Source organism: Gordonia sp. DT101 (assembly GCF_049844895.1).
In the GTDB taxonomy this organism is placed as follows: Bacteria; Actinomycetota; Actinomycetes; order Mycobacteriales; family Mycobacteriaceae; genus Gordonia.
Map to the genome: position 1 here is coordinate 109,623 of NZ_JBNCLX010000004.1, position 23,496 is coordinate 133,118.

General features: G+C 68.0%; 11 protein-coding genes, 1 pseudogene and 1 riboswitch. Of the genes and pseudogenes, 6 read left to right on the forward strand and 6 right to left on the reverse strand.

The genetic code is table 11. The features are described 5' to 3' along the window. Positions 1–37: 37 nt before the first annotated feature. Positions 38–820 (reverse strand): HAD-IIA family hydrolase, encoded by a 783-nt coding sequence (locus ACLQ3I_RS15395; protein WP_425790259.1) that lies wholly within the window; start codon positions 818–820, stop codon positions 38–40. A 126-nt stretch (positions 821–946) separates the two neighbouring features. On the opposite strand from ACLQ3I_RS15395, the gene ACLQ3I_RS15400 reads away from it, so the two are divergent. From ACLQ3I_RS15400 to ACLQ3I_RS15415, 4 genes and pseudogenes are all read left to right on the forward strand, one after another. After that, the gene (locus ACLQ3I_RS15400; RefSeq protein WP_425790257.1) at positions 947–1,930 is read left to right on the forward strand and encodes an ABC transporter permease; all 984 of its coding nucleotides are present in this window, start codon (positions 947–949) and stop codon (positions 1,928–1,930) included. Between the two features lies 1 nt (position 1,931). Continuing rightward, positions 1,932–2,972 (forward strand): ABC transporter permease, encoded by a 1,041-nt coding sequence (locus ACLQ3I_RS15405; RefSeq protein ID WP_425802968.1) that lies wholly within the window; start codon positions 1,932–1,934, stop codon positions 2,970–2,972. Continuing rightward, positions 2,969–5,108, forward strand: a pseudogene (locus ACLQ3I_RS15410) (dipeptide ABC transporter ATP-binding protein). Before ACLQ3I_RS15405 ends, ACLQ3I_RS15410 begins: the two are co-directional and overlap by 4 nt. Next, positions 5,105–6,763, forward strand: coding sequence for an ABC transporter family substrate-binding protein (locus ACLQ3I_RS15415; RefSeq protein ID WP_425802971.1), 1,659 nt, complete (start codon positions 5,105–5,107; stop codon positions 6,761–6,763). Before ACLQ3I_RS15410 ends, ACLQ3I_RS15415 begins: the two are co-directional and overlap by 4 nt. Positions 6,764–7,104: 341 nt before the next feature. Here ACLQ3I_RS15415 and thiD read toward each other — a convergent pair whose 3' ends face one another. Both thiD and thiC read right to left on the reverse strand, forming a co-directional pair. After that, positions 7,105–7,959 (reverse strand): bifunctional hydroxymethylpyrimidine kinase/phosphomethylpyrimidine kinase, encoded by an 855-nt coding sequence (gene thiD, locus ACLQ3I_RS15420; RefSeq protein WP_425802973.1) that lies wholly within the window; start codon positions 7,957–7,959, stop codon positions 7,105–7,107. Next, a complete protein-coding gene (gene thiC, locus ACLQ3I_RS15425; RefSeq protein WP_425790247.1) occupies positions 7,956–9,626 on the reverse strand; it encodes a phosphomethylpyrimidine synthase ThiC in 1,671 nt (556 codons plus the stop codon). Before thiC ends, thiD begins: the two co-directional genes overlap by 4 nt. Then, a riboswitch (TPP riboswitch) is annotated at positions 9,616–9,730 on the reverse strand. (Overlaps the previous gene by 11 nt.) A 223-nt stretch (positions 9,731–9,953) precedes the next feature. Between thiC and ACLQ3I_RS15430 the strand changes: the two genes are divergently transcribed. Both ACLQ3I_RS15430 and ACLQ3I_RS15435 read left to right on the forward strand, forming a co-directional pair. Continuing rightward, positions 9,954–10,301, forward strand: a complete 348-nt coding sequence (locus ACLQ3I_RS15430; protein ID WP_425790245.1) for a GNAT family N-acetyltransferase — start codon at positions 9,954–9,956, stop codon at positions 10,299–10,301. Positions 10,302–10,382: 81 nt separating this feature from the next. Beyond that, positions 10,383–11,144, forward strand: a complete 762-nt coding sequence (locus ACLQ3I_RS15435) for a siderophore-interacting protein (RefSeq protein ID WP_425802975.1) — start codon at positions 10,383–10,385, stop codon at positions 11,142–11,144. A 139-nt stretch (positions 11,145–11,283) separates the two neighbouring features. Here the strand turns inward: ACLQ3I_RS15435 and ACLQ3I_RS15440 are convergent, their stop codons facing one another. Genes ACLQ3I_RS15440 through ACLQ3I_RS15450 form a run of 3 tightly spaced genes read right to left on the reverse strand, consistent with a single transcriptional unit; the run spans position 11,284 to position 23,386 of the window. Beyond that, the gene (locus tag ACLQ3I_RS15440; RefSeq protein ID WP_425802977.1) at positions 11,284–13,086 is read right to left on the reverse strand and encodes an ABC transporter ATP-binding protein; all 1,803 of its coding nucleotides are present in this window, start codon (positions 13,084–13,086) and stop codon (positions 11,284–11,286) included. Further along, positions 13,083–14,663, reverse strand: coding sequence for an ABC transporter transmembrane domain-containing protein (locus ACLQ3I_RS15445; RefSeq protein WP_425802979.1), 1,581 nt, complete (start codon positions 14,661–14,663; stop codon positions 13,083–13,085). The genes ACLQ3I_RS15440 and ACLQ3I_RS15445 overlap by 4 nt, the downstream gene beginning before the upstream one ends. Continuing rightward, positions 14,660–23,386, reverse strand: coding sequence for an amino acid adenylation domain-containing protein (locus ACLQ3I_RS15450; protein ID WP_425802981.1), 8,727 nt, complete (start codon positions 23,384–23,386; stop codon positions 14,660–14,662). The genes ACLQ3I_RS15445 and ACLQ3I_RS15450 overlap by 4 nt, the downstream gene beginning before the upstream one ends. Positions 23,387–23,496 lie beyond the last annotated feature (110 nt).

A 23,496-nucleotide genomic window follows, 5' to 3' on the forward strand; every position in this document is an offset into this window, starting at 1 on the left:
CGTCTTCGGGGTTGCTGTCGGTGAAGTCGCGTCGCGGTCAGCTGCGGAACGGATCCTGGGTGCGCCCCACCAGGTCGGCCACCGAGCCGATCACCTCGGTCGGGCGGTAGGGATACAGCTCCACCGACGCCGGCGTGGAGATGCCGGACAGCACCAGCAGTGTCTGGAGGCCGGCCTCCATCCCGGCGATCACGTCGGTGTCCATCCGGTCGCCGATCATCAAGGTGTGCTCGGAATGTGCGCCCATCTGCCGGAGCGCCGACCGCATCATCAGCGGATTGGGTTTGCCGACGTAGTAGGGGTCGCGTCCGGTGGCCCTGCTGATCAGGGCGGCCACCGCGCCGGTCGCCGGCAACGACCCGCTCGTGGACGGACCGGTGGCGTCCGGGTTGGTGGCGATGAATCGCGCGCCCCGCTCGACGAGCCGGATCGCGGTCGTGATGGCCTCGAACGAATACGTACGCGTCTCGCCGAGGACCACATAGTCGGGGTCCGAATCGGTGATCACGTAGCCGATCTCGTGGAGCGCGGTGGTGAGGCCGGATTCGCCGACGACGTAGGCCGATCCGCCCGGACGCTGCGAATCGAGGAAACGCGCGGTGGCCAGCGCCGACGTCCAGATGGCCGATTCCGGGATGTCGAGACCGATCCGCAGCAGGCGGGCCCGCAGATCCCGTGGCGTGCGGATGGAGTTGTTGGTGAGCACGCTGAACGGCGTGCCGTTCGCGGTCAGTTCGGCGAGAAATGCGTCGGCACCGGGGATCAGGTGCTCCTCGCTGGTGAGCACGCCATCCATGTCCATGAGGTAGTTCCAGGCCATTGCCCGATTATGGTCGCGGTGACACCGTGCCGCGCGGAACCCGGCGAATCGACGGTCGCGCTGACACAATGGGTCGACTGCCGCCGGTCAGCCCCCGGCCGGGACAGCCGGAGTCAGAGGTCGTAGGTGATCGGTTACCTGTGCAAACGCATCGCCGCGTGGGCGGTCCTTGTCTTCGTCGCGACCAACCTCACGTTCTTCCTGGCGACCTGGTTTCTCGATCCGCGGTCGAACTACGCCGAACGCAAACCTCCGCTGCCTCCCGAGGTCGTCGACAACACGCTGACGAGTTACAACCTCAACGACAAGACGCCGGTGTTCGAGCGATGGTGGACCTGGCTGACCGACATCTTGCTGCACTGGGATTGGGGTTCGACGCCGGTGGGCACCAGCGTCAACGCGCAGGTGGGTTTCCGGATCTGGTCGTCGGTGCAATTGCTCACCGCGGCGACCGTGCTGGCGACGCTGCTGGGTATCGCGCTCGGCGTCTACACGGCCCTGCGGCACTACCGATTGGCCGACCGCGCATGGCAACTGGTTTCGATCGTGATGATCAACATACCCATCGCGGTGGCCGGCCTGGCGGTGGTGCTCCTGGGCATCGCGGTCAATCAGCGGGTGGGGCACACGGTGGTGTACGTGGCCGGGTCGTCGAGCATCGACGTGCACGGGTTCTTCCCGGTACTGGCCGATCGGATCAAACACCTGATCCTGCCGACGATCACGCTGGTCGCCGTGCAATATGCGGGACTGCACCTCATGCAGCGCTCGCTGTTGCTCGACACCATCGATGCGGATTACGTCCGGACCGCCCGTGCCAAGGGGCTCAGGCGCGGGGTCGCGGTACGACGACATGCGTTGCGCACCGCGATCATCCCGGTGGCCGTCGGAGTGGCCTTCGCGATCCCGGCGGTGTTCACCGGCGCCGTCATCACGGAGACGATCTTCGGGTGGGAGGGGATGGGCCGCTACTTCGTCACGTCCATCAACACCAACGACGTGTACGGCGCGGTGGCCGTGGCCGCCTTCGGTGCCCTGGCCACCGCGGTCGGCGCGATCCTCGCCGATCTGGCGGTGGTCTACCTCGATCCACGAGTGCGGGTGACCTGACATGGTGATGATGCCTCCGGAACCGTCCCGGAACGACCGGTCCCGAGACGCCGAGTCGAAGCACTTCCATGGGCGGGGCGCGCATGACCCGACGGCCACCGCGCCCATCATGGGTGAGACGGGTGGGCTGCTCGCCGACGGTGTCGGTCCGGTCGAGGGCAGCCTGCAGGCCCCGATCGCCCGGCGGCGCCTGGGACGCGGCGCGCTCATCGCGCGGCGGTTCGCACGTCACCGTTCGGCGCTGGTCGGCCTGGTGATCTTCGTGATCCTGGTCTGCTTCGCGCTCTTCGGCGGTCTGTTCACCACGTACTCGTACACCGACACCGACTTCCTGGCGATCGGGTTCCCGCCGTCGTCCGGGCATTGGTTCGGCACCAACGACGCGGGCAACGACCTGTACGCGCAGGTCGTGCACGGTCTGCAACGATCACTCATCATCGCGTTGTCGGTCTCGTTGGGCACCACGGTGATCGCCGCTTTCGTCGGTGCCCTCGCCGCCTATTTCGGCGGATGGGTGCAGCGGCTGATCCTCGGTGTCATCTATCTGCTTCTCGTGGTGCCGACCTTCCTGATCCTGGCGCTGATCTCCAACAAGACCGGCGGTGACTGGCGCTGGCTCATCGTGGTCCTCACCATGACCGGCTGGATGATGTTGGCGCGCATCGTCCACTCCATGGCCCAGTCGATCCGGGAGCGTGACTATGTATCGGCCGCAAGGTATCTGGGGGAGCCGCCCATCACGATCGTCGCCCGCCACATCCTGCCCAACCTCGCCTCGTTGCTGGTGATCAACTTCGCGCTCGGCGTGGTGGCAACGGTCCTCGCCGAGACCGGTCTGTCCTTCCTCGGCCTCGGCGTGAAGATCCCCGACGTCACGCTCGGCGCTCTGCTCCAGTCGGGGACCGGAGCACTGTTCGCATCGCCCTGGCTGTTCTACTTCCCCGCCGCGGTGCTGACCTTGCTGACCGTGTCGATGGCGCTGATCGCCGATGGACTTCGCGACGCACTGGACCCGACCTCCGGATCGGGGGCTCGCGCATGAGCAGCTCGACCGGCCCTGGCGCCGAACCGGTGCTGTCGGTGCGGGATCTGCGGGTGTCCTTCGGATCCGAGGCAGGTCGGGTCGACGCGGTCCGCGGCCTCTCGTTCGACGTGTCCGCGTCGTCGACGCTGGCGGTGGTCGGCGAGTCGGGCTCCGGGAAATCGGTGTCCGCGTTGGCGGTCCTGGGGCTTCTCCCGGAATCCGCGGTGGTGAGTGGATCGGTCACCCTGGACGGACGCGAACTGCTCGGGCTGGCCGACAAGGAGATGTCGACGATCCGGGGGCGGGAGATCTCGATGATCTTCCAGGACCCGCTCTCGTCGTTGACGCCCGTCTTCACCGTCGGTGCCCAGATCGTCGAGGCGCTCAAGGCGCATCAGGAGATCGGTACCAAGGCGGCGATGGCACGGGCGGTCGAGCTACTCGAGCTCGTGGGAATCCCGGACCCCGCCTGGCGGGTCAAGGCATTCCCGCACGAACTGTCCGGTGGTATGCGCCAGCGCGTGATGATCGCGATGGCCATCGCGAACGATCCTGCGGTGATCGTCGCCGACGAACCGACCACCGCCCTCGATGTCACCATCCAGGCGCAGATCATGTCGTTGCTGCGGACTGCGCAGGCCGAGACCGGTGCGGCCATCCTGCTCATCACCCACGATCTCGCGGTGGTGGCGGGCGCCGCCGACGACGTGGTGGTGATGTACGGCGGCCGGGCCGTCGAACGCGCCGCCGCGCAACCACTGTTCGACACACCACGGATGCCCTACACGATCGGGCTGCTCGGGGCGGTGCCGCGAGTGGACCGGATCGCCGAATCGCTCACGCCGATCCCCGGTACACCGCCGGTGCTCATCGATCCGCCGTCGGCCTGCCAGTTCGCACCACGCTGTCCGATCGCGATCGACGAATGTCTCCGGCACGAACCGGAACTCATCCCCGTCGACGTCGACAGCGTTGGTGACTCTGCCGGGGTCGTTGACTCTGCGGTGGCCGAGGCCGGTGGGCATGCGGCTGCGTGTGTCCGTGCGGCCGAGATCGGCGACGACGCCACCATCGACGGACAGCCCGTCTACAGCGAACCCGCCGTCGGGACCCGCGAGCCGGTCGCGCCGGGCGGCGACGTCCGGCCGGTGATTCTCGAAGTCGCCGGCCTGCGTAAGGAGTTCCCGCTCACCAGTGGGATCATGAAGCGCCGGGTCGGGACCGTCCGGGCGGTGGACGGGGTCTCGTTCGACATCCGCCGCGGTGAGACCATGGCGATCGTCGGCGAGTCGGGCAGCGGGAAATCCACCACACTGCTCGAGGTGATGGATTTCGGGCAGCCGGCGGGCGTCGTCCGACTGTCCGGCACCGACCCTGCCGAACTGTCCCGACGACGGGCCCGGGTCCTGCGCCGCGAGATGGCGATCGTGTTCCAGGACCCGTCGGAAGCACTCGACCCGCGGTTCACCGCTTTCGACGTCGTCGGAGAACCGTTGCGCGCATTGGGCTTGTCCAAGCACGACACCGAAGAACGCGTCGGCGGACTACTGCGGCGGGTGACTCGATCCGGCGCACGCCGACCGCTATCCGTCGGCCTTCTCGGGCGGACAGCGCCAGCGCCTCGCCATCGCGCGAGCGCTGGCGACCGATCCCAAACTGATCATCCTCGACGAGCCGCTCTCGGCGCTCGACGTCTCGGTACAGGCCGACGTCGTCAATCTCATCCGTCGGTTGCAGGCCGACGGTGACGTCGCGTATCTCGTGGTGGCACATGATCTCTCGGTGGTTCGGCACATGGCCGACCGGGTTGCGGTGATGTACCTCGGCAGGTTCGTCGAGGTGGGTCCGACCGCCACGGTGTTCGACGAGCCGAGGCACCCGTACACCCAGGCCCTGCTGTCGGCCGTCCCGATACCGGACCCACGTGCCGAGCGTGCCCGCACACCGATCGTGCTGCGCGGCGAGCAGCCGAGTCCCACCGACGAGATCGTCGGGTGTGCGTTCGTGGGCCGGTGTCCGCTACATCTCACTCTCGCCGAGACCGAGCGGGCCCGGTGCCGGGATGAGGAACCTGTGCTGGCGGGCGCGGGCGCCGACCACAGTGCGGCGTGCCACTTCACGGACCGGATGCCGATGTCACAGGAGGCGTCGTGAAGCGATTCGTCGTGTTGATCCTCGTGTTCTCCCTGGCGATCATGGGATGTGCAGGCTGTGGCGTGCGATTGGACGACTCGGCGATCTCGACGACCGGTGCCGACCTCAACCCGCAACCGCGGGCGAACGTCCGGGACGGCGGGAGCCTGACCACGGCGATCACCGAGGTGAGTCCGCAGTGGAACACCTTCCAGGCCGACGGCTCCGCGTACACCCTCCTGCTCTGGCGCTGGTACAACCCGACCCTGGCCTACTTCGCGCCCGACGGCACCTACTCGTTCAACCGCGATTACCTCACCGACGTCCGCAAAGAACTGGTGGACGGCAAGACGGTGGTCACGTACACCATCAACCCGAAGGCCCATTACAACGACGGCGCGCCGATCGACTATCGCTCCTTCGTGAACACCTGGCGGTCGAGCAGCGGTGCCGACCCGAACTACATCGTGAGTTCGACCGACGGCTATGACCAGATCGAATCCGTCGCCAGGGGACTCGACGATCGACAGGCGGTGGTCCGGTTCAAGGGTGTGTGGGCCTGGCCGGACGGGCTCTTCAACTACCTGCTGAACCCGAAGGTCAGCACCGCAGATCTCTACAACCGCGCGTACCTGCAGAACCCGCACGCGGAATGGGGTGCCGGGCCGTACACCATCGGCTCCTACGATCAGAACACCGGCGTCGTCGTGTTCAAGCGCAACCCGCAATGGTGGGGCAACCCCGGCAAACTCGATCGGCGGGCGTTCCGGCAGATGGAGGACCAGGCCGCGATCAACGCGTTCCGCAATGGGGAGCTCGATGCGATCGGGGTCGGCAGCAAGGACTCACGGGCCCAGGTGATCACGATGGGGGGCGTCACGATCCGGACCGCGGCCTCGCCGCAACAGTCCCTCCTGGTGGTGAATCTGGACACGCCGATCCTGAACGATCGGCGGGTGCGCGCGGCAGTGCTTCGCGGCGTCGACCGGAACACGCTGGCACGCATCCGATTCACCGGGCTCAACTACACCGAGCCGCTGCCCGGATCGCTGCAGATGTACTCGTTCCAGCCCGGCTACGAGGACAACGTCAAGGGCGTGGTCGACTACGACCCCGACCGTGCGCGCAGGCTCCTCGACGACGCCGGCTGGCGGGTCGGAGATGACGACGATGGCATCCGGATGAAAGACGGCCGGCGGCTGTCGTTGTCGCTGCCGATCTTGTCCGATTCGCCGGCGATCCAGAACCTGGGTCGCGCCTTTCAGGCCATCCTCAAGCAGATCGGCGTGGACGTGGTGATCGCCCAGCGACCGTCCTCGGATTTCTCGAAGGTCGTCGTGAACAAGGAATTCGACCTGTTCCTGATGGGATTCTCGTCCAGTGATCCGTTCGGGATGGCCTACCTCTGCCAGACGTGGTGCGAGGGATCGCAGCTGAACAAGGCCGGCGCCGGATCACCGGAGCTCGATGCCGAGATCGCCCGGGTGGCACAGATCCCGGAGCCGATGGCCCAGATCTCCGCCGGCAACAAGGTGGAACGGCAGGCGTTCGCGCAGTACTCCGATCTACCGCTGTTCAACGGTCCGGCGATGATCGCGGTCAAGGAGAACCTCGCCAATTACGGTGCGGGACAGTTCTACATCGGTCCGGTGGAGGACGTGGGCTGGCAAAAGTAGCCCGCCCTGCCGACCCCCACCCCCGCCAACCCCCACCCGAATCCCGTCGACAGCAACCCGAATCCCGTCGACGGCAACATGAATCCCGCCGACAGCAACCCATATCCGGTCGACAGCAACCAGTTTCTCGCCGACAGCAACATCAATCCCACCGAGAGCAACACCCCAGGGCGCCGACGACGATACTCAGACCGCGTGGGCGCGCTTCGGGCCGCGCCGGGGGAGCCGGGAAACGTTGCTCTCGACGAGATTCGCGTTGCCGTCGGCAGGATCGAGGTTGCTGTCGGCGGGATATGGGTTGCTGTCGACGGGACGGGACGGGACGGGACGGGGTGCGGGTATCAGGGGGCGGTGACCCGCCACAGCGGGTTCACCGGACCGTGCCCGGCGCCGAGTGGGTAGGCGGATTCGAGCCCGCGGGTGACCCATCGCTTGGCGAACGACACGGCGTCGGGGACCGAATAGCCGTGGGCGAGCGCGCTCGCGATGGCGGCGGCCAGTGTGTCGCCCGCCCCGTGGTCGTGGGTCGTGGCGATCCTCGGGTGGACGAACTCGTGGAACTCGTCGCCGTCGAACAGAAGGTCGGGACTGTGGTCGGACGATCGCAGATGTCCGCCCTTCACCAGAGCCCAGAGCGCGCCGAGATCATGCAGGGCGTGGGCCGCCGCGCGCTGGGACGTCGCGTCGACCACGTCGATCCCGGTGATCAGGCGGACCTCGTCGAGGTTCGGGGTGACCACCGTCGCCAGGGGAATCAGACTGGTGCGCAACGTGTCCAGGGCCTCGGTGGCCAGCAGTGCGTCGCCGTGCATCGACGCACACACCGGATCGACGACGAGGGGAACTCCGCGGTCGCGTCCGATGCCGAGGTCGATGCACGCGCCGGCCACCGCCTCGATGATCGGCGCCGACGCGAGCATGCCCGTCTTGGCCGCCCCGACCCCGATGTCGGTGACCACGCTGTGTATCTGCGCGGCGACCGTCTCCGGTTCGATCTCCTGAAATCCCTGGACGCCCAACGAATTCTGCACAGTCACCGCGGTCACCGCCACGCACGCGTGCAGGCCGAGCAGCGCGAAGGTGCGCATGTCGGCCTGGATGCCGGCACCGCCACCCGAGTCCGACCCCGCGATCGTCAGGACGCGGGCCGGCGTGACACCCGGTGCGGCGGTCGGCAGTCCGAGGTCGTCGCTCATCTGGCGGGGGAACCGCCGGTCGTCGCCTCAAGCGGGAGGTAGACGTGCTTTCCCGCCTCGACGAATTCCGCCGACTTCGCGGCCATCTCCTCGGCGATCTTGCGGTCGATGTCCTCGGCCGTCACGAGCCCGTTCTCCTCGGCATAGGTGCGGACGTCCGCGGAGATCCGCATCGAGCAGAATTTCGGTCCGCACATGGAGCAGAAATGAGCCGTCTTGGCCGGCTCGGCGGGCATCGTCTCGTCGTGGTACTCGCGGGCGGTGTCCGGGTCGAGCGCGAGGTTGAACTGATCTGTCCAACGGAACTCGAAGCGCGCCTTGGACAATGCATCGTCACGTTCCTGCGCGCCGGGGTGGCCCTTGGCGAGGTCGGCGGAGTGGGCGGCGATCTTGTAGGTGATCACTCCGACCTTGACGTCGTCGCGGTTCGGCAGTCCCAGATGCTCCTTCGGCGTGACGTAACACAGCATCGCGGTACCCGCCTGGGCGATGAGTGCTGCGCCGATCGCCGAGGTGATGTGGTCGTAGGCGGGCGCGATGTCGGTCGCCAGCGGTCCGAGGGTGTAGAACGGCGCCTCCTCGCAGAGTTCCTCCTCGAGCCGGACGTTCTCCGCGATCTTGTGCATCGGGACATGGCCCGGGCCTTCGATCATCACCTGCACACCATGCGATTTCGCGATCTTCGTCAGTTCGCCGAGCGTCCGGAGCTCGGCGAACTGCGCCTCGTCGTTCGCGTCGGCGATCGATCCCGGCCGCAGACCGTCGCCCAGTGAGAACGTGATGTCGTAGCGGCGGAAGATCTCGCACAGCTCGTCGTAGTGGGTGTACAGGAACGATTCCTCGTGGTGCGCGAGACACCAGGCCGCCATGATCGATCCGCCGCGCGAGACGATGCCGGTGACGCGGCGAGCCGTCAGCGGCACATAGCGCAGCAGGACACCCGCGTGCACCGTCATGTAGTCGACGCCCTGTTCGGCTTGCTCGATCACGGTGTCGCGGTAGATCTCCCACGTCAGCTTGGTGGGGTCGCCGTTGACCTTCTCGAGGGCCTGATAGATCGGTACGGTGCCCACCGGGACCGGTGAGTTCCGCAGGATCCACTCGCGGGTGATGTGGATGTCCTTGCCGGTGGACAGGTCCATGATCGTGTCGGCGCCCCAGCGTGAGGCCCACACCATCTTCTCGACCTCCTCGGCGATCGAGCTGGTGACCGCGGAGTTGCCGATGTTGGCGTTCACCTTCACCGCGAACGCCTTGCCGATGATCATCGGCTCGGACTCCGGGTGACGATGGTTGGCCGGGATGACGGCCCGTCCGACGGCGACCTCGCTGCGGACGAGTTCCTCGTCGACGCCCTCGCGAGCGGCGATGTAGCGCATCTCGTCGGTGACGATGCCGGCACGTGCCCACGCGAGCTGGGTCGACGCGCCGTCGATCGCGTCCGGACGGTGCCAGGAATCCCTGGTGGGCGCCAGACCGCGCTCGACGTCGATCGTCGCGGTCGCGTCCGTGTATGGGCCGGACGTGTCGTAGACGTCGAGGTGTTCACCGTTGGTGAGTTCGATGCGTCGTTGGGGAATCCGCAGGTGATCGAGTTCGTGGTAGTGCTTGTGGCTGCCCTCGATCGGACCGGTGGTCACGACGGATTCAGATACGGGTGTTCCCATGATGGCTCCCTACGCCGGCATTATCCGGACAGGTTCGGGCGGTCGGCGACCGCCTGTCGCCATCTCAGCCCCCGGTGATCGTGGGAGCCCCCGCGTTGTGCAATTGTGCGGCCGATCGGCCTATCCGACACCCTACGTGCCGAACGACCTCGGCGACCAGTGCACCCGTACCGCGCGATACTTACCCACGCGAAAGCCTGTGCCGGTTTCCTGATACCTACGGGATCGTAGGGTATGGTTTGTGACCGGGATCACAGATGGTCCCAGGTCCGCTGGTGGGAAGGGGAGTCCTGTCATCGGGTCATCTCCCGATGCGCCGGAGGGCTCATGCAACGGAAACATCGATCTCGGCCACCGCAATCTGCGCAGGCGATCCTGCAGCAGATTTCGCAGGTCGTGCACAACCCGGTCCGCGAGCGGTTCGAGCTGTGGGTGGCCGGCGACCTCGTCGGCGTCCTCGGGTACAGCACCGACTGCGTGGACGGCAAGCGGACGATCACCATCCTGCACACCGTTCTCTACGACGAATACACCGGTCACGGACTCGGCACACGTCTGATGCGCGGTGCCGTCGACTACGTCCGCGGCCAAGGCGCCCGACTTCGGCCGGTGTGCTCGTTCACCAAGAGCTATCTCGACGCACATCCCGGGCTGGTGCCGCTCGCGCCGGCGTGATCCTCCGCGGGAAGGAAGTTGGACAGTTAGCGTAGGCTACCCTGAGAGCGAATGTCTGTTCTCCGAGGAGGGGTCGTCCAGATGGCGGAAATGACGAAGTCGAAATCGCGCGGCTGGCAGGGGGCCGTCCTCAAACTGTTCGGTGCCGACGACTACGAGCTCACGGTCATGAGCAACGAGAGGGTCACCGACGAGTACATCCGACTGGGGTTCACCGGCGGCGGCCTGCTCACCGACCGTCCGGTCCATCCGACCATGTGGGTCCGGATCTGGTTCGAGAACAAGCACGGCAAGCTGCATCAGCGCGCCTATACCCTGGTCGACCCGGAGCCGGCGACCGATTCGTTCTACCTCGAGTTCGCGATGCACGACGGCGCGGCGACCCGGTGGGCCGAGGCCGCGGAGCCCGGGGGGACGATCTCGTCGACCTTCATGGGGTCCAAGTTCGCCATCCCGGAGCCCGCGCCGGCCGGCTGGCTGATCGCCGGGGACACGGCCGCGCTGCCCGCGATCAACTCGCTGCTCGACGCGATCTCGGTGTCGGCGAATCCGTCGACCCCGGCCACCGTCTGGTTCGAGTACGCGCACGAGTCCGACAAGTCGCTGCCGTTGCGGCTCCGCGACCAGGACACCGTCAACTGGATCAAACGGGACCGCGGTGGAGACGCCCTCATCGAGGCCGTTCGCGATGCGGCGTTCGACGCGACAGGCCATTTCGGCTGGGTCGCCCTGGACATGAAGGCCACCCGGGCGGTGTCGGCCTCGTTCAAGAACGACTACAAACTCGGCAAGGCGAGTGTGAAGGCGCAGGCGTACTGGCGAGCGGGCGCGCCCGAATCCTGAGCGAATGAACGGTCGTCGGGCCGCTACCAACCGAATGTGCTCGGGCGCTCCACAAACCGGGCCACAAATCGGGCCATCAGTGGTGTCGCCTCACCGTTGTCGAGTTACGAGACGCGGTGGTTGTCTGACGTCGTGGGGGTCATCGGTGAGTCCTCATCTCGGTTGAGATTGTCTGCGGTGGATGTTCGGCCGGACCGGAACGGTCATCGTGGCCCGGGTGCTGCGCGTGGAAGGTGTCCCACAGGCGCGTCAATTCGCCTCCCGCGCCGACGAGTGTGTCGGGAGGGCCGTGTTCGGTGATGACGCCTTCGGAGATGATCGCGACGGAATCCGCGGTGAGTGCCTGGGAGAGTCGATGCGCGATGACCAATGTCGTGCGTCCCGCGGTCGCCGCCAGTGCCGCCCGATCGAGGTCGGCGGCTTGGTCGCTGTCGGCCTCCGCCGTCGCCTCGTCCAGGATCGCGATCTCGGGGTCGGCGAGCACCAGACGGGCCAGCGCGACCTGTTGCGCTCGAGCCTCGCCGAGGCGGAACCCGCCCTCGCCGACCACGGTGTCGATCCCCGATGGCAATGACCGCACCCACCCGTCGGCACCGACGATGGCCAACGCCTCGAAGGCTTCCGCGCGGGTGGCGGCCGGCGCTGCCAGACGGAGATCGTCGATGAGCGGTCCGGCAAACACGTGAACGTCTTGACTGATGGTGAAGACTTGCGCGGCAGCCGGTTTGAGTATCTCTCCGTGATCGCACACGAGGGTGCCGTCGATCAGGCCGCCGACCGTCGACTTGCCTGCCCCGCTGGCGCCGACCAGCGCGAGTCGATGGCCCCGGGGAATGTCGAGGTCGAGACCACGGAGAATCGCATGATCCGGTGTATAGCCGAAGTGGATGTCGCGCAGTGTCAATCCCGCCTGGCTGACCGGTGAGACCGGTGTGTCGACGTCGGAATCCGCATCGGGAGCCGACGACTTCGTCTCGACGACACCGACCAGCCGGGTGAGACCGGCGCCTGCCAGCTGCAACTCCGCGGAACTGTAGAGGATCATCCCGATCGGGTTGAACAGGCGATGGAAGAGCAGAGCGGCGGCGGTCGTCGCACCGACCGTGACGGCGTCCGCCGACACCAGCCAGAAGCCGATCGAGAGAATCGCTGCCAGACCGACGAACTCGGCTCTGTTCACCCGGCCGACCAGGCGGGTGAACAGGGTGAACACCGAGACCGCGAGGTCCCGGGTGCGCAGCGAGGCCTCCTCGATACGGTCGAGCTCACGGTCCTGCAGGCCGTAGGCAAGGACGGTGTCGCGACTGGTCGCCGACTCGACGACGGCTTGTGCGCGTTCGGCCGCGGCGGCGCGTTCCGCGGCGTAAACGGGTGCCGAACGGGGGACGTACCACCGCAGGGCCGCGACGTAGAACGGGATGGCGCTGAAACCGGCGAGGCCCAGCCGCCAATCGAGTCCGGCCATCGCGATCACGCTGACCACGGTGAGAGCTGCCGCGGTCACGACCGTCGGCACTACCGTGGTGACCGCGCGATTGATGACGGTCACGTCGTTGTTCACCCGCGAGAGCACATCGCCGCGGCCGGCCACCTCGATGGTCGCGCGCGGAAGGTGAAGGGCCGCATCCACTGCCTCGGCGCGTAGATCGGCGATCACGTCGGCCCCGAGGCGTGCCACCGCATACATGGTCGCACCGGCGGCCAGCCCACCGACGACGGCTGCGCACGCGGCGAGCAGTGCGACCGGGATCAACGATCCCGCGGTCGCGTGGCTGCTCACCCGATCCACCAGAATCCCGAGTGCGAGTACCGGAATCACTGCACAGACGGCGGTCACCGCGCAGAGCATCGCGACGGTCGCGGTCAGCATTGGCCTGGCCCGTACGGCCTTGAGCAGCCAGCGCGACGTCTCCGCTCGATCGGCGACCCGCAACGCCGTCATGAAGCGGGCTCCGTGGCACCCGAGGGGAGCGTGACCACACGATCGGCCACCCTGAGCCATGCGGGACTGTTGGTGATCACGGTCGTCGTCCGGGTCGCCCCGCGACCGTGTCGACGCCGGTACACCGCTTCGGCGATGACGCGCTCGGTCATGGCGTCGACCGCGGTCGTCGGATCGTGGAGGACGAGAGTGCGCGGGTCCCGGATGAGGGCGCGCACCAGCGCGAGTCGCTGTCGCTGCCCTCCGGACAGTGACAGTCCGCGATCCGAGACGGGGGTGTCGAGAGCCTCGACGCCGCCGCCGCCCAGGATGTCCAGGCTTCCGAGGGCCTCCAGGAGTTCGACGACCGCGGCCCGGGGCGGCGCACTGCGTCGGTCGACGACCAGATTCGACCAGATCGTTCCGGTGAACAGATCGACCGAGTGTGGTTCGACCAGCAGATCGGGTCGGGCGACGGAACCGATCTGGCTCGCGTATGCCCGAGCGGTCGCGGAATCCGGGGCCCGGACGGCCACGAACTCTCCCTGGTGGGGCGGAGCGGTTGTCGAGTCGCGGTCGGTACGGACGATGGTGTCGTCGGCGGATCGGTGTCGGGCGGTCAACGTCGAGATGCGTTCGGCCGAGGCGCGAGCCGTCGCGACGCGGCCCGGCAGCATCGCGGCGATCGCCAGCGGCTCGGTCAGGAACTGGGCCAGGCCGAGGACGGTGATGAGTGCGCCGACGGTGATCTGGTCGGTCAACGCGAACCACCCCGCCAATGCAGCGACCCCGACTGCGATCAGACCGGTCACGCCGGTGGCGGCTCCGAAGAACGCGCCGTGACCGATGGCCGCGCGCCGCATCGCGAATCGGGTGCGGCCGTCGGCCTCCCGATAACGGTCGGACGCGATGTCGAGCGCGCCGATGCCGCGCAGCGTGCGCATCCCGGTCACGAGATCGGCCGCGAGTGCGGTGGAACGGCCGATGTGATGCTGCTGCGCGCCGATGAGGCGGGTTGTGAACGGGGACAGGAGCTGTACCAGAGAGAGGATGAGAGGTACCGCGATCAGGACGGTGATGCCGAGAGTGCTGTCGATACCGATGAGCACTGCGGCGCAGGCGATCAGCGCCACGACGGCCGATCCCGCCTGGGGGACGTAGCGGAGCAGGTTGCCGGTCTCGTCGGCGTCGGAGTTGGAGATGCTCAACATCTCGCCGTCGCGTAGATCCGGTGACGTGACCGGGGTGTCCTCGATGATGGTTGCCGCACATCGCATCCGGAGTCGGTGTGCCTCGCCCTGTGCCGCGGTCATGGCGATCCGGGCTCCATACCGGTACGCGACGGTCAGGACGAGGAAGACCAGGGCCAGCACCGCCAACCACCGCACGAGGGATGCCGCGTCGGCATGGCCGAGCGCCCGATCGACCGCCACCCCGATGAGGACGGGGACCGACACCTCACAGAGCTGATGCAGCGACAGGAGTGCGGTCGAGGCGATCAGTGAGCGCCTGTTGTCCCGCATCGAACCACGCAACACGCGGGCGCCGTCGGGTATCCGGCCGCGGCGGTCCATGGAGACCAGTTCGACGTCGCTCATGGCGTCGCACGACCGTTCCCGCGCGCCGGCCGGGGACGCTGTAGATACGCTTCGACCGCAGGTCCGATGGCGTGCATCGCGGCGTGGGAGCACATCTCCCAGTGCGTGCACCGGACCCGGAGGTCGTCGACGTGCCCGGTGATGGGGCCCATCCAGCTCGACTTCGCGGTCGAGTCGGCGGTGCCGTCCGGATCGGCCGCCACGAACAACGCATCCCCGTCGTACACGGGCGGCACATGCCTGCGGAGAAGCCTGTCCGTATGCGCGGCCGCATCGATCAGGTAGTACACGACCTCGGGTTGCAGACCTGGCGGCATGTCCTCCACCTCCGCCAGCAGATCAGCCACCGATGCCCGTGTCACGGGTGCGTGGTGGTCCCTGATCGCCGCGATCGGGTGATCTTCGAGGCCGAGTGCACTGACCAGGTCTGTCAGTCGCATCGCGTCGTCCCGGTCGGGCAGAGCCGCCGGCAGGACGCTGTCCAACAAGGTCAGCGACCCGACGACGCCCCCGGCGGCCGCGATCCGGGCGGCGATCGAATGAGCGATCACACCGCCCAGTGACCAGCCCAGCAAGTGGACGGGACCGTGCGGCGCCACGTTTCGGATCTCCCGGAGATAGCGGTCCGCCAGGTCGTCGATCGTGTCGTACGAGAGCACCGAGTCGTCATCGACCACTCCCGGGATCTGTAGGCCGTACACGGGTCGGTCGGCGTCCAGGTGGCGGAGCAATCCGGCGTAACCCCACGACAATCCGATGGCGGGATGAACACAGAACAGCGGGGCGCCGGAGCCGAACGGTCGGATCGGTAGCAGGACGCCCAGCGCAGCATCGTCCGCCACGGGATCTGGATCGTCGAGGCTGCGGGCGAGTGCGCGGGGAGTCGGTTCGTCGAGCACCGCAGCGATCGGCAACAGAGAACCTGTCCGGTCACGAAGTCGGGCAACCATGGCGAATGCGGATATCGATGTGCCGCCCAGCAGGAAGAAGTCGTCGTCGACACCGACGCGTTCGATGCCCAGCTGGTGCGCGAACTCCTCGGTGACCACGTGCTCGGTCGGCGTCGACGGCGGGGCATACGCGGTCGTGGAGGCGAACTCCGGATCGGGTAGGGCCCGCTCGTCGACCTTGCCCGACGGTGTCGTGGGGATCGCGTCGAGGACCACGATCGTCGACGGCACCAGGTGCCGCGGCAGGGTCCGCGCGACCTCGTCGAGGATCTCCCGGGATTGTGGCGCCACGACGTCGGGGTGCGAGGAGTCGTGTCCGACAATGTATCCGACAAGCACGGTATGGCCTTGCGGGCCAGGCTTGCCGACCGCCACGGCCTGCCGAACCGCCGGACTCCGGAGCAGCGCCGCCTCGATCTCGCCCAGTTCGATCCGATGACCACGGATCTTGACCTGTCGGTCGGCGCGGCCGAGATAGCGGATCGAGTCGTCGTCGGCGAGCGACACCAGGTCGCCGGTTCGATACATCCGATCACCGGGTGTACCGAACGGGTTCGCGACGAACCGGTCGGCGGTCAGCGCCGGCCGGGCGTGATAGCCCCGGGCGATGGCCGGGCCGGCGACGTAGAGCTCGCCCACCACCCCGCGCGCGACCGGTCGGAGCGCCGGATCGAGGACGACCATCTCGAAGCCCCGGACCGGACGGCCGATCGGGACCGCGCCGGTCGGCGTGACCGTTTCGGGTTCCAGCGAGGCCACGGTCGCGATGTCGGTGGCCTCGGTGGGGCCGTACCCGTTGCGCATCGCCCGACCGGGTGCCCAGCGGGACACCAGCTCGCGTCCGATCGCCTCGCCGCCGACCCCGAGCACGCGAAGTCCTTCGAGCGCGTCGGGTTCGATCGTCGCGAGGGCCGTCGGCGTCAGCAGGGCGTGGGTCACGCGCTCGTGTCCGACCAGGTCGGGCAGCGTCATCGGGCTCGCCTCGGAATCGCTGATCACGAGGGTCGCGGACGCCGACAGGGCCGCGAGCTGCTCACCCACGGACATGTCGAAGCTCGGTGAGGTGTTGTGCAGGAACCGCGAGTCCTCGTCGACGAGGTACGTGTGCCGTCGCTCGCCGGCCAGATTGGCGAGGCCCCGGTGCGACACCACCACGCCCTTGGGGGTACCGGTGGAACCTGACGTGTAGATCAGGTAGGCGGGGTGATCGACGTTGTCGGCGAGCTCGATTCGTGGTTTCCCGGTGTGTGCGGGCACGTCCTCCGGCCGCGTCTGGTGATGCTCGGTCCGGTGATCGTCGAGAACCAGCCACTCGATCGAATCCGGGAGATGCGCACGCGTGCGGCGATCTGTCACACCCAGGCGCGCACCGGAGTCCTCGAGGAGCAGCGCGATGCGGTCGGCCGGATAGGTGGGGTCGACGGGCAGGAATGCGGCACCGGTCTTGGCGACGGCCCATACGCTGCGGACCGAATCGGCCGACCGGCGAAGGGCGATCGCGACATAGTCCTCGGACCGCGCGCCGGCCGCGGACAGGTGAGAGGCCACCTCGTCGGACCACCGGTCGGCCTCGGCATAGGTGATCGATCGACCGTTCCAGCGGATGGCGACACCGTCCGGCCGGCGATCCACCGCCGTCCGGATGATCTGCCGCAAGGTCATCGGCCGCTCCGCTGGCCGACCTCGGAGCGGAACTGTTTGCTGCTCTTCGGATTCGGTCAGGAACGGAAGGGCGTCCACGGCGACCGACGGGTCCGCGCACACGGTCCGCAGGATGCGATCGAAACGCTCGACCACAGCAGCGAGTGCGGTGTCGTCGACCGCCCCCGTCCGGGCGCTGAAGACGAGTCGTGGTCGTGGCTGCGCCTCGACGGTCAGGGTGAGGGGATAGTGGGTCGCCTCGTCCATCGCGACGTCGACGACCCGCACCCCGTCGACACCGTTGGCGGTCACCAGCCCTTCGGTGTCGACCGGGTAGGACTCGAAGACGACGAGGGTGTCGAATCCCGCACCCGGACCCGCTGCCTGCGTGATGTCGGCGAGTCCCAGGTGGTGGTGGTCGATCAAGCAGGCCTGGTCGTCGTGGAGGCGCTGCCAGATCGCCGTGACGGGTTCGCCTGCGTCGGCGCGGACCCGGACCGGCACCGTGTTGATGAACAATCCGACCGTCTCGTCGACCTGGTCGAGCTCTGCGGGCCGGCCCGAGACGGTCGCGCCGAAGGTGACGTCCAGACCGCCGCGCGTGGAGTCGTCGCCGGGTGCGAGGCGTTCCAGGATAATCGCCCAGAGCGATTGGACGACGGTGTTCGCCGTGACACCGGCATCGTTGGCGCACTGCGCGAGTCGCGCCCATCGTTCGGGGCCGAGGTCCAGGGTCACGCGTCGAGGAGACCCGGGATCGGAGGAGGTCGCATCCGGTGCGAGCAAGGTGCCCTGTGTCCGACCGGCGAAGGCCTGCGACCAGGCGGTTCGTGCCGCACCCCGGTCCCGGTCCGCGAGCCACAGCAAGAAGTTGCGGTAGCTCGGTGCGTCCGGGAGTGCCGCCTCCAGACCGCGCGTCGCGTAGAGGACGAGGAGGTCGCGGAGCAGGATCGGCATGGACCAGCCGTCGACGACGATGTGGTGGACGGTGACGATCAGCGCGAACGATTCGGGTGCCGTGCGGACGAGACCGAAGCGCAGGAGCGGGGCGCTGTCGAGTGAAAAGGGTTGTGCACGCTGGCGGTATCGGATTCCGTCCAGGAGGTCGGGCACCCGAAGGGGGTCGAGATCGGTGAGATCGTCGACCTGCCAGCCGGGTTCGGCGCCGCCCTGCAGCAGGGTGACGAGTTCACCGTTGTCGGAGGTCGTGAAGGCACTGCGCAGCGCCGGATGTCGTGCCACCACCGCGCGCGCGGCGGTGTGGAGACGATCGGCATCGACCGGGCCGTCCAGGGTGATGGTCGCCTGCGAGACGTAGATGTCCGACGGTCCGAAGCCTGCCGTGACCCCGGAGGTCAGAGCTGAGTGGAATGCGAACCCCTGTTGCAGAGGCGAACTCGGCCAGACGTCGACCAGGTCGGGATACCGGGCGATCCACCGGTCCAGGTCTCGCTGGGTGACACGGGCCGGCGCGACGTCGGACGGTGTCCATCCGTGTGCGCCGTGGCGAACCGTGTCGGCCAGTAGCGTCAGTATCTGTTCCCATCGTGCGACAACGCCGCTGACCGTGCCCTCGTCGACGATTCGTGCCACATGGTCGACGGTGGCCGTCAGGGTCAGATCGGCAGGCGTCGCACCGGTCACGATGACGTTGACGTCGAGCGGGGCCACGGCCGGCATGCCCACGTCCGGCGTGACGGCGATCCGGCCGACCTCGTCGGTGGGCAGCCACCCGAGTCCGGCGAACTCGGCCGGAATGGCGTCTGCCGAGACCCGACCGAGATAGTTGAGGCTCACCGCGGGCGAGTCCGCGCCGGGCCCCGCCATCGTGTGTCCGGGTGGTGATGCCAGATACCGGATGACCCCGTAACCCGCTCCACGCGAAGGCAGACCGCGGATCAGTTCCTTGACATACTTGACTGCTTCGATCGCCGCGGTGGCATCGGGAGGGTCAGCGGGAGCGCCGCCGGGACCCACGCCCAGGCGGCCACGATCGATCGGCAGCGGGAAGGCGGTGGTGAACCACCCCACGGTCCGCGAGAGATCTGCTCCGGGTAGCAGCGAATCCTCTCGGCCGTGTCCTTCGAGCTGGACGACCAGCGTGTCGGATGTCGCGGGCGAGGAGGTGGCCACGGCCGCGGCGAGGGTCGCGACGAGGACGTCCTCGGTGGTCGCCCGGAACGCGGTCGGGATCGACTCGACCACGGCACGAGTGAGATCGGCCCCGAGACACATCTCCGTCCGGGCGAGATCGGCTACGGTGTCCCTGGTGGGATCGACCTGCAAGTTGCTGTCGGGCGTGACGGCGTCGAATGCGGATCTCCAATAACCGATCTCGCCGTCGGTGAGCTCGGCCGTACGTTCGGTGAGGCCGTGTGCCCACCGCCGTAGTGAGGTGCCGACCGGTTCGAGTGCCGGGTGCTCTCCCGCACTCACCGCCGACCACGCGGTCATCATGTCGGGTACCAGGATGCGCCACGAGACCCCATCGACCGCAAGATGGTGAATGGCCGCGATGAGCAGGTCGTCGCCGGATTCTTTATGTAGCCAGAGGAATTGGCTCATGATGCCGTCGCGGGGCGCCAGGCGGCCCAGGGCCGCCTCGAGAGCCGTCCGCGCCACCTCGGCGAGGTCGGCGTCGGAGTCCACATCGATACGCCGGACGAGGAGGTCCACCGGGACGGCGCTCTCGGGGTCGATACTCAGCGCGGTGTCCTCGTCGACGAGTCGCCCGCGCAGCGCATCGTGATGGGCGATGACGGCCGAGAGCGTCTCGACTATACCGTCCCGTCCGATTCCGGTGGGCAACCGGAGGACGAGATACTGTGCGTAGCGGTCGATTCCACCCGGCCGGCCGACCAGCCAGCGCATGATCGGGGTGAGCGGCAGCCTGCCCACGCCACCGCCGGGAAGTTCGTCGAGCCGTGGCCGGGGGTCCTGGGTGGTCGCGACGCGCGCCAGCGCTGCGACGGTCTTGCGTTCGAACACGTCGCGCGGGGTGAAATGCAGCCCGTTCGCGCGGGCGCGGGACACCAGGCCGATGGCCCCGATGCTGTCACCGCCGAGGGTGAAGAACGAGTCGTCGGCCCCGACCCGGCCACCCCCCAGTACCTGGCCGAAGAGGTCGGCCAGTGCCTGCTCCGTGGGTGTTCGTGGTGCGCGGTAGGGCTTCTCGGCGGCAAAGGTCGGCTCGGGGAGTCCGGAGGTGTCGAGCTTGCCGTTCGGAGTGACCGGCAGGTGCGCGAGGACCATGACGCTGTCGGGTACGAGACCCACGGGTAGACGTTGTTCGCACCACGATCGGACCACGTCCACGTCCACCGGTGTGCCAGGCACACCGACGACATGGGCAACCAGACGGGCGCCCGCGGCGGTGCCGCGAACCGTGACCACCGCGTGCCGGACCTCGGCGAGTTGCACGAGGGCGGCCTCGATCTCGCCGAGTTCGATCCGGCGGCCCCTGATCTTGACCTGGTTGTCGGATCTTCCGTGGTACTCGAGGTACGGCGTGTGGAGGTCGCCGGGCACCCACGACACCACGTCGCCGGTCCGGTACATCCGGGCGCCGGACACGAGGGGGCAGGCCACGAAGCGCGTCGCCGTGAGCGCGGTCAGGCCGTGGTAGCCCCGCGCCAGTCCCGGGCCGGCGAGATAGAGCTCGCCCCGGACGCCGGGAGGTACCGGGCGCAGCCATGAGTCGAGGACCATGACCTGGAAATCGTGGACCGGGCCACCGATGGTCACGGCGCTGTCCGCGGTGAGCGCGGCGACCGTGGCGATGTCGGTGGCCTCCGTCGGGCCGTACCCGTTTCGCATCTCGCGTCCGGGCGCCCACCGGCGCACGAGATCCGCGGTGACGGCTTCGCCGCCGACGCCCAGCATCCTGAGCCCGGTGAGGCGCTCCGGTGCGAGGGTCGAGAGGACGGTCGGCGTCAGCAGTGCGTGGGTGACGCCGGCGCGTGTGATGACGTCGGCGAGCTCGTCGGGGGTCAGACCGGGTGTGGCGACGACCAAGGTTGCCGACGCCGACAACGCCGAGATCTGTTCGCCGACAGCCATGTCGAAACTCGGTGAGGTGTTGTGCAGGAATCGGGAATCGGGGGCGACGCGATAACTGTGGCGCCGTTCGGCGGCGAGCGCCGACAGGCCCCGGTGGGTCACGACCACGCCCTTCGGGGTCCCGGTCGACCCGGAGGTGTAGATCATGTACGCGGGATCGTCCACGCGGGCGGTCTGCGTTGCCGCACCGGCGGATTCGCCCTCACCGGGCTCGCCGCAGGCGGTGTCGGAGTCGTCGAGATCATCGAGGACCAGCCAGTCGACGTCGTCGGGCAGGCGGTCGCGAAGCGCCCGGGTGGTGATACCGACCGTCGAACCGCTGTCGGTGAGGATGTGACGAATCCGCTCGGTCGGGTAATCGGGGTCGACCGGAACGAACGCGGCGCCCGAACGGGCCACGGCCCAGACGGAGCGGACCGAGTCCAGGGAGCGCTCGATCGCGATCGCGACGAATGTGCCCGGCCGTGCACCCCGATCGGCCAGGTGCCTGCCGACCGCCGCCGCCCAGCGCCCGGCCTCTCGGTAGGTGGCGCTACCGTGCTCATCGCCGCGATCGTGATGGGTGAACGCGATGGCATCCGGGGCCCGGACGATCGCCTCGTCGATGATGGCCCCCAGGGTGCGCGGGGGCGGGGCGATCGGGCCGCGTGCGGGCACCAGGGCGTCGCGTTCGGCATCACTCAGCGTGTCGATCGACAGCACGCGGCGTGCCGGGTCGCCCTCGGCGAAGGCCTCCAGCACCGCCATCATGCGCTCGTGATGGCGGTCGAGTGTGTCGCGATCGTAGAGGTGATGGTTCGCCAGGATGTCGACCCGGGTGCCCTCGGCGGCCGGGTAGAGGTTGACCATCATGTCGGCGATCGGCCCGGAGGTCAGTACGTTGAAGTGGCCTGCGACAGAACCCAACTCGAGATCGGTCGGGAAGTTCATCACGTTGATGGTCGGGCCGTACAGCCCGCCGAGTTCGGCGCCGTTGGTGGCGCGTGCCGGATCGGCGGCGACCAGGTCGGCGCGGAGGTCCTCGCTGCGATACCGCTGATGGCGGAGGGCACCGGTGAGTTCCAGTCCGGTGGCCTTCACCAGCTCGCCGACGGTGGTGGCCGCGTCCACCTGCATCCGGATCGGCACGACGTTGGACACCATGCCCGCGGCCTTGCGCAGCACCGCGTTGGTGCGTCCGGTCACCGGCAGGCTGAGCACCACGTCGGAGGTGTCGGTCGCGATGGCGAAATAGGCGGCGACGGCGGCGATGGTGACGGCTGCGTCGATGCTCTGGTACCCCTCGGCCGCGGCGGCGAGGCGACCCGACAGGCCGGGCGAGAGCAATCCGCCACCACGCAGCGGGGTGATGTCGGGAGGGCCCGCCACGCCGGCCGGAGACAGCGGGGCCGGCAGGTCACGTGCCTTCGCCATCCAGTGGTCGCGGTCGGTCCGAAACCGCTTCGAGTCCCGGTACGCGGCATCGGCGGCCACGAGGTCCTCGAGCGGGGATGCGGCATAGCTGTCATCGGACGCGCCGGTCCCGGCGAGTTCTGCGGTGTACAACTCGGCGGCGCGATTCATGAACCGGATCGCGCCGTATCCATCGACGACGACGTGGTGGATGCACGAGTACCAGTAGTGGTGACCGTCGGCGAGGCGGAGTACGGCGCCGCGGATGAGCCGGTCTTCGAGCAGGTCGAAGCCCGCGGTGTAGTCGGCGACCATCCACTCGTGCGCGGCAGCGGCCGGATCGTCGTGATCACGCACGTCGACGATCGGGAAGTGGTCCTCGCCCGAACGGTCGACGACCTGGTAGGGCACCCCGTCGACCTCGCCGATCCGGATCAGGCACTCGACCTCGGTCAGGCCGCGGCGGCAGACCCGATCGAGGACATCGATGTCGAGATCGCCGTGGAGTTCCACATAGGTCGCGATGACGATCGGGGTGTCCGGGATCAGCTGTTGGGCGAACCACAGTCCCCGCTGAGCTGCGGTGAGCGGCAGGCGAGGCGACGCGACATCGTCAGTCCGACGTGATTCGGGCAGCCGTTCAGCGGCACCGATCTGATCATCGATCGTTCGTGGGTTCAACGAAGGTTCCTCGCGGCCATGTCGAGGCTCGTTTTCACGGAGCCAGGTAATGAGGTTACGCTAACCTCACTCATTGAAGTGAACCATGCGCACGCTGTCAAAGCCCGGCG

Excerpts from the sequence above, each read along its gene's own strand:
- ACLQ3I_RS15395 (WP_425790259.1), bottom strand. The coding sequence starts at position 820 with ATGGCCTGGAACTACCTCATGGACATGGATGGCGTGCTCACCAGCGAG.
- ACLQ3I_RS15405 (WP_425802968.1), top strand. The coding sequence starts at position 1,932 with ATGGTGATGATGCCTCCGGAACCGTCCCGGAACGACCGGTCCCGAGAC.
- thiD (WP_425802973.1), bottom strand. The coding sequence starts at position 7,959 with ATGAGCGACGACCTCGGACTGCCGACCGCCGCACCGGGTGTCACGCCG.
- thiC (WP_425790247.1), bottom strand. The coding sequence starts at position 9,626 with ATGGGAACACCCGTATCTGAATCCGTCGTGACCACCGGTCCGATCGAG.
- ACLQ3I_RS15430 (WP_425790245.1), top strand. The coding sequence starts at position 9,954 with ATGCAACGGAAACATCGATCTCGGCCACCGCAATCTGCGCAGGCGATC.
- ACLQ3I_RS15435 (WP_425802975.1), top strand. The coding sequence starts at position 10,383 with ATGGCGGAAATGACGAAGTCGAAATCGCGCGGCTGGCAGGGGGCCGTC.
- ACLQ3I_RS15440 (WP_425802977.1), bottom strand. The coding sequence starts at position 13,086 with ATGACGGCGTTGCGGGTCGCCGATCGAGCGGAGACGTCGCGCTGGCTG.
- ACLQ3I_RS15445 (WP_425802979.1), bottom strand. The coding sequence starts at position 14,663 with ATGAGCGACGTCGAACTGGTCTCCATGGACCGCCGCGGCCGGATACCC.